This window comes from Frankia sp. AgKG'84/4 (genome assembly GCF_023242965.2).
Lineage (GTDB): Bacteria > Actinomycetota > Actinomycetes > Frankiales > Frankiaceae > Frankia.
In genome coordinates this window covers 1-5,580 of sequence record NZ_JALKFU020000346.1, presented here as the reverse complement: position 1 = coordinate 5,580, position 5,580 = coordinate 1, and the positions used below count along the sequence as shown (strand labels likewise).

Annotated in this window: 4 protein-coding genes; all 4 read right to left on the bottom strand. The window is 71.2% G+C overall.

Annotated features, from left to right (window positions below):
- Positions 1 to 189: 189 nt before the first annotated feature.
- The 4 genes from MXD58_RS18705 to MXD58_RS18690 all read right to left on the bottom strand — a co-directional run bounded on the left by MXD58_RS18705 (position 190) and on the right by MXD58_RS18690 (position 5,087).
- Positions 190 to 837 carry a hypothetical protein gene (locus MXD58_RS18705; protein ID WP_250609644.1) on the bottom strand — a complete coding sequence of 216 codons (648 nt, stop codon included), beginning with the start codon at positions 835 to 837 and terminating at the stop codon, positions 190 to 192.
- Positions 838 to 968: 131 nt separating this feature from the next.
- Positions 969 to 1,985, bottom strand: a complete 1,017-nt coding sequence (locus MXD58_RS18700) for a polyprenyl synthetase family protein (RefSeq protein WP_248838674.1) — start codon at positions 1,983 to 1,985, stop codon at positions 969 to 971.
- 7 nt (positions 1,986 to 1,992) lie between these two features.
- Complete coding sequence (gene nuoN / locus MXD58_RS18695) at positions 1,993 to 3,570, bottom strand: NADH-quinone oxidoreductase subunit NuoN (RefSeq protein ID WP_374616328.1); 1,578 nt, start codon at positions 3,568 to 3,570, stop codon at positions 1,993 to 1,995.
- Positions 3,567 to 5,087, bottom strand: a complete 1,521-nt coding sequence (locus MXD58_RS18690) for an NADH-quinone oxidoreductase subunit M (RefSeq protein WP_374616329.1) — start codon at positions 5,085 to 5,087, stop codon at positions 3,567 to 3,569. Before MXD58_RS18690 ends, nuoN begins: the two co-directional genes overlap by 4 nt.
- Between the last annotated feature and the right edge of the window lie 493 nt (positions 5,088 to 5,580).

Here is a 5,580-nt window from a genome sequence, read left to right as displayed (position 1 = left end):
GGTCCGCCTCGCCGCCGCCGGAACCGTGTCGCTGGCCGGCTTGTCGGCCATCGTCGCCGGGGTGACTCTCGGCGGTGACCCGAGCGGCGCCGCGGCGGCCGCCAGCGCCGGCGATGCCCCGCGCATCCAGTACACCGGCAGCCCCGACGCGTTCAGCGCGTCGCAGCCGGCGGCGTCGCGCAGCCGGGCTCAGTCCACCCCGCCCCGGGCCCAGCCCGCGCCGAGCGCCGACGGCGGCACCGGGTCGAACGGCACCAGCACCGGCGAGGGCTCAGTCACCACGACGAGCCTGGGTCCGTCCACCGCGCCGATTCCGGTCATCACGCTGGTTCCGCGCGACGACCAGCCGACCACCGGCCCGACGGACCTGCGCGGCCTCACCCCGGCCGCGGGCACGACCGCCACCACGACGGCCACCGCCACGGCCGCGAGCCCGACCGCGACCGCGACCGGCACCACGACGCCGTCGGGTCCGACCGGATCCCCCTCGCCCACCTCGACGCCGACGTCCGGCGGTCTGCCGTTCGACCCGGCGAGCCCGGCGAGCCCCGCACCGAGCAGCGGAGGGTCGCTGCCGTTCGATCCGGCGCCGATCCCCATCACTCCGTTGCACAGCACGCAGCCCGCCAAGACGGCCACCACCGCGCCCACCGCGTGGCACGCCAGCACGTCCACCGGCGCGGCCACGTCAACACCTGCCACCACGTCCACAGCTGCCACCACGTCAACAGCTGCCACCACGTCAACGAGCGCGTCGTCGGCCGCCACGTTGTGCCCGCCGTCAGCCAGCACCACTACGGCGAGCACCAGCACCGCGGCGGCGCGGCCCGCCAGCACCACCGGCTCCTTCTGGAGCGTGCACTAGCTCTGACCGATCTGATCTGATCTCACCGGGGCGGCGCCGCAAGGGGCCGCCCCGGCGGCAGATCCGCCGAGGCTCGGCCCGTCGGGTCGGCCTGTGGGGTCTGTCAGCCCGTCCGGTCGATGACGAAGTCGGTCAGCGACTGCAGGGCGGCCTTCGCGGCGTTGTCGGGCAGCGGCGCCAGGCACTCGCGCGCCCGGGACGACCACCCGACCAGCTCACGTCGCGCCCGCGCCAGGCCCTCATGCCCACGCAGCAGGTCGATCGCTTCCGCGACGCCCTCCTCCGGGTTCCCGCCACCGGCGGCGAAGTCCGACGTGATGAGGTCCCGCAGCCGGTTCGCGGCCCGGTCGTCGGACTGCAGCGCGTAGAGCACCGGCAGCGTCGGGATGCCCTCACGCAGGTCGGTTCCGGGCGTCTTGCCGGAATCGGCCGGGTCCGAGGCCACATCGATGATGTCGTCGGAAAGCTGGAAGGCCACCCCGAACAGTTCACCGAAGCTCGCCAACGTGTCCACGGTGATCGGGTCGGCACCGGCGAGCATCGCGCCGAGCCGGCCCGAGGTGGCGATCAGCGACGCGGTCTTCTCGGTGACGACCCGCAGGTAGTGGGCCACCGGATCCTGCCCCGCCGCGGGACCGACGGTCTCCCGGATCTGCCCCTCGCACAGCGTGGCGATGGTGCGGGCGAGGATCCGGGTCGCGTCCGGGCCGAGGTCAGCGGTGATGTCGGAGGCCCGGGCGAACAGGTAGTCGCCGGTGAGGATGGCGACCGTGTTCGTCCACCGGGCGTTGGCGGACGCCGCGCCCCGGCGGCGCGGCGCCTCGTCCATCACATCGTCGTGATACAGCGTCGACAGATGGGTGAGTTCGATCGCGACGGCCGCGGGCACCACCCCGGCGGCATGCGGATCGGCGAACTGCGCCGACAGCAGGACGACGATCGGGCGGAAACGCTTGCCCCCCGCGTCGACAAGATGGCGCGAGGTCTCGGTGACGAAGGAGAACTCGCTGCGCACCGAGGCGCGCAGCAGCTCCTCCACCTGACCCAGTCCATCTCGCACGGCTTTTTCCAGATCAGGATCTGTCCTGATCCCCACGACGTCCAGCCCGATAGCGCTCATACCACCGTCAGCGTACGAAGCCAGACGAGGCGGCGGTGTTCGCCAGGTCCAGAAGAGGCTGTGGCGCTACTCCCAGGACCAGCGTCGCCAGCGCACCGATGCCCGCCGTCGCGAAGGTCAGTGTCGGACGGGTGACCACGACAGGTCCCTCCGTGAGCGGTTCGGAGAAGAACATCAGCACGATGACCCGCACGTAGAAGAAGGCGGCGATCGCGCTGCACACCAGCGCGACGATCACCAGCGGGGTCGCGTCCCCCTCGATCGCCGCCTCGAACACGGCGAACTTCCCGGTGAACCCGCTCGTGAGCGGAATGCCGGCCAACGCGAGCAGCAGGAACGAGAACGTCCCGGCGAGCAGCGGTGAGGTGCGGCCGAGCCCCCGCCACTGCGACAGATCGCTCGCCTCGCCGTCGCTCGTGCGGACCAGCGAGATCACCGCGAACGCGGCGATCGTGGTGAAGCCGTAGGTCACCAGGTAGAACATCGAGCCGCGCAGGCCGTCGGTGTTGCTCGCGGCGAGGCCGACCAGCAGGAAGCCGGCGTGGGCGATCGCCGAGTAGGCCAGCATGCGCTTGATGTCGCGCTGGGTCAGCGCGAGCACCGCGCCGACGACCATGGTGAGGATCGCGACGCCCCACAGCACCGGCCGCCAGTCCCAGCGCAGGCCACCGAAGGCGACGTAGAAGACGCGCAGCAGGGCGCCGAACGCGGCGACCTTCGTCCCGGCGGCCATGAACGCGGTCACCGGCGTCGGCGAGCCCTGGTACACGTCCGGCGTCCAGGAGTGGAACGGCGCGGCGCCGATCTTGAAGAAGAGGCCGACGCCGATCAGCGCGACGGCGAGGTACAGGAAGAGGTCGTTCTTGCCGGTGGTGCCGACCGCGTCGGCGACCTTCCCCATCTCGACGCTGCCGGCGAACCCGTAGGCGAACGCGACGCCGTAGATGAAGAAGGCCGACGAGAAGGCGCCGAGCAGGAAGTACTTCATCGCCGCTTCCTGCGACAGCAGCCGGCGGCGGCGCGCCAGCCCGGCGAGCAGGTACAGCGGCAGCGAGAGGATCTCCAGCGCCACGAACATGACCAGCAGGTTGTTCGAGGCGACGAACAACATCATGCCGGTCACCGAGAAGACCATCAGCGGGTAGGCCTCGGTCTGCACGTCCGAGGAGGTACGCGCCGCCGTGGAGCCCTTCGAGCCCGGGGTCACCGCCGCGGAGGCGACGATCGCGCCGCCCGAGGAGTCGAGCCCGCGCTCGGCCACCAGCAGCACCGACAGCAGCGCGAACACCAGGATCGTGCCCTGCATGAACAGTGTCGGCGCGTCGATCGCGACCGCGCCGGAGGCGAGCACCGCGTGCCGCCCATGCAGCACGGCGACGGCGACCAGCGCGCCGATGAACCCGGCACCGGCCAGGATCGGCTGGATCACCCGGCGGGCCGGGCGGGCGGCGAACGCGTCGACGAGCACCCCGACCAGCGCCACCGCGAAGACGATCAACAGCGGGCTGAGTGAGGAGTACTCGATCGACGGCGGGGTGATCTTCTGCGTCTCCGCGAGCAGCAGGTGGTGGTCCGCGACGATCACGAGTGGCCTCCGGGCTGGGCGGCCGCCGGGTGGGTCGGCGCCGGATCATGCTTGCCGATGTCGGCGAACGTCGCCGTCACCGAGGGCCGGATGATGTCGATGATCGGCTTCGGGTACACCCCGAGTCCGATGATGAGCGCGACCATCGGCGCCACCACGATCTTCTCCCGCACGCTGAGATCGAGCAGGGCCCGGTTCTCCTCGTGCGTCACCGGACCGGTCATCGTCCGCTGGTAGAGGTACAGGATGTAGATCGCGGCGAGGACGATGCCGGTGGTCGCCACGATCGCCAGCGCCTTGTTCACCGTGAACGTGCCCACCAGCACGAGGAACTCGCTGACAAAGCTGTTCGTGCCGGGCAGCGCCAGCGACGATAGCCCGGCGATGAGGAACACGCCGGCCAGTATCGGTGTGACCTTCGCCAGTCCCCCGTAGGCGGCGACGTCGCGGGTGCCCCGCCGCGCCACCAGGAAGCCGACAACCAGGAACAGCAGCCCCGTCGACAGGCCGTGGTTGACCATGTAGAGGACCGCGCCGGTGCCGGCCTGGCTGGTGAACGCGAACGTGCCCAGCGCGATGAAGCCGAAGTGGGCGAGCGAGGTGTACGAGACGAGCCGTTTCAGATCCCGTTGCCCGATGGCCAGCAGCGCCCCGTAGAAGATGCCGATCACCGCCAGCGCCAGCACCATCGGCGCGAAGTAGTCCGCGGCATCCGGGAACAGCGGGATGCAGTACCGGATCAGCCCGAAGGTTCCGACCTTGTCCAGCACGCCGACGAGCAGCACCGCGCCGCCGGTCGGTGCCTGGGCACCGGCGTCGGGCAGCCAGGTGTGGAACGGGAACAGCGGCGCCTTGATCGCGAATGCCACGAAGAACCCGAGGAACAGCAGCTTCTGCACCCCAGGAGTGATCTCCAGCTGGCGCAGCGTGGCGAAGTCGAACGTGCCGTGCGCGAGGTGCTGGGACGACACGACGTACAGGCCGATTACCGCGGCGAGCATGAGCAGCCCGCCGAGCAGGCTGTAGACGAGGAACTTGACCGCCGCGTAGGACCGCTGCGCCTGCTCCTTCACCGGGCCGTAGCTGCCGATGAGGAAGTACATCGGGATCAGCATGGCCTCGAAGAACACGTAGAACAGGAACACGTCGGTGGCCGCGAAGACACCGATCATCCCGGTCTCGAGCGCGAGCAGCAGCGCGAAGAACGCCGGCACCGAGCGCTGGCGGCGCGCCTCGGTCCCACGGGCGGGCGACCGGCCGTAGCGGATTCCCGCCCGCCGCTCGGCGACCGCGAGGATCATCGCGACCCGGGCCGGGTCGAGGCCGGAGACCGCCCGGCGGGGCACCTGGGCGGACGACTCGGCGACGAGCGCCTGCACCTCGGCGACCAGCGGGCGGCGCCCCTCCATCGTCACCGTGACGCAGGTGCCGGGCACGGCCGCCACGCCGGCGCCACCCGAGCGGGACAGGAACAGGCCGCTGGGATCGGCGATGCCGTGAATGCCGCCGTCGTCCATCTCGAAACAGCCGACCTCGTCGGCGGGACCGTAACGGTTCTTGCCGGCCCGCAGGAGCCGTAGCGTGGAATGGCGCTCGCCCTCGAAATGGAGCACGACGTCGACCAGGTGCTCCAGCAGGCGCGGCCCGGCTACGAGACCGTCCTTGGTCACGTGGCCGACCAGCACGATCGCGAGTCCAAGTGCCTTGGCCGTCCGGATCAGCGCGGCGGTGACCTCCCGGACCTGGGTGACACCGCCGGCCGCGCCGTCGACACCGGCCGCGGAGATCGTCTGCACGGAGTCGACCACGAGTAGGGCCGGGCGGACCTCCTCGACGTGGCGCAGCACGGCGGCCAGGTCCGTCTCGGCGGCGATCCAGAGGTCCGCCTCCAGCGCGCCCGTGCGCTCGGCGCGCAGGCGGACCTGGGCGGCGGACTCCTCGCCGGTGACGACCAGAGCGCGGGCGCCACCGGCGGCGCTGCGGGCCGCGACCTCGAGCAGCAGGGTGGAC